The sequence below is a fragment of the Enterobacter sp. DC1 genome, from assembly GCF_000568075.1.
In the GTDB taxonomy this organism is placed as follows: Bacteria; Pseudomonadota; Gammaproteobacteria; order Enterobacterales; family Enterobacteriaceae; genus Enterobacter; species Enterobacter asburiae.
Genome location: NZ_AZUA01000015.1, coordinates 1 through 1,229, shown reverse-complemented (window position 1 = coordinate 1,229; position 1,229 = coordinate 1). Strand labels below are relative to the sequence as shown.

The window sequence follows — 1,229 nt, the reverse complement described above, 5'->3', positions numbered from 1 at the left end:
TGAATCGCCACGGATAATCTAGACACTTCCGAGCCGTTGATAATATTGATTTTCATATTCCGTCGGAGGCATCTGAGCACTCGAACCATGCCGACGCTTACTGTTATAAAACATTTCGATGTAATCAAAAATATCGCTGCGTGCTTCTTCCCGTGTTGCGTAGATCTTTTTCTTTATCCGTTCACGCTTCAGTAGCTGGAAAAAGCTTTCTGCAACTGCGTTGTCGTGACAGTTACCACGACGGCTCATACTGCCCTCCAGACCGTGTGATTTCAGGAACGACTGCCACTCATGGCTTGTGTACTGACTACCTTGATCAGAATGAACCAGCACCTGTTTTTGGGGATTTCGTCGCCACACGGCCATCAAAAGCGCATTCAGAACAATATCTTTTGTCATCCGGGGTTGCATTGACCAGCCGATAACTTTGCGCGAGAACAGGTCAACAACTACGGCCAGATACAGCCAGCCTTCGTGGGTTCGAATGTAAGTTATGTCCGTTACCCAACGTTCATCCGGTGCTTCCGGGTTGAACTGTCGCTGGAGCCTGTTGGGTGTCACGATACTGGCTTCATCTTTACGCGCTCGTGGGCTTCGATACCCGACCTGAGCTTTTATTCCGGCACGCTTCATCAGCCGCCAGACCCGGTTAATCCCACATTGTTGCCCGCTATCTCGCAAGTCGAGATGGATCTTGCGATAGCCATAAACGCAACCGGACTCCAGCCAGAACTGTTTGATTTGTCCTGTCAGTCTGAGATCCGCCTGATGCCGCGGTGAATGCGGCTGCTGAAGCCAGGTGTAAAACCCACTCGGATGAACATTCAGCACCCGACAGAGCAGACGAACAGGCCAACAACAGGAGTTGTCACGGATAAAAGCGTACCTCAGTCGGACAGCTTTGCGAAGTACGCCGCGGCTTTTTTTAATATGTCCCGTTCGTCAGTAACCCGCTTCAGCTCCTTCTGGAGTCGGCGGATCTCGGCCTGAGCATCTGACTGCTCTTTGTTGGTGGAAGAGTCCGGCCCGTATTTCTTTATCCAGGCATAAAGGCTGTGGGTAGTGATATCGAGACGTGTTGCGACACTGGAAACAGAATGCCCACGATCAACAACCTGCTTGACGGCTTCAATTCTAAACTCTTCAGGATAACGCTTACTGCTCATATGCACCTCTCTTTAAGTCATCTTAAATGACTCTGAGGTGTCTGTTAAACCTGTGGCGATTCA

The 1,229-nt window shown here is 50.0% G+C and carries 1 protein-coding gene; it reads right to left on the bottom strand.

The features are described from left to right. Positions 1 to 18 precede the first annotated feature (18 nt). Positions 19 to 1,166 (bottom strand): IS3 family transposase gene (locus tag P346_RS0122090; RefSeq protein ID WP_152537887.1). Its coding sequence is split into 2 segments (ribosomal slippage): positions 19 to 929 and positions 929 to 1,166, totalling 1,149 coding nucleotides; the frame shifts between segments, so codons are not numbered across the junction. Positions 1,167 to 1,229: the final 63 nt, after the last annotated feature.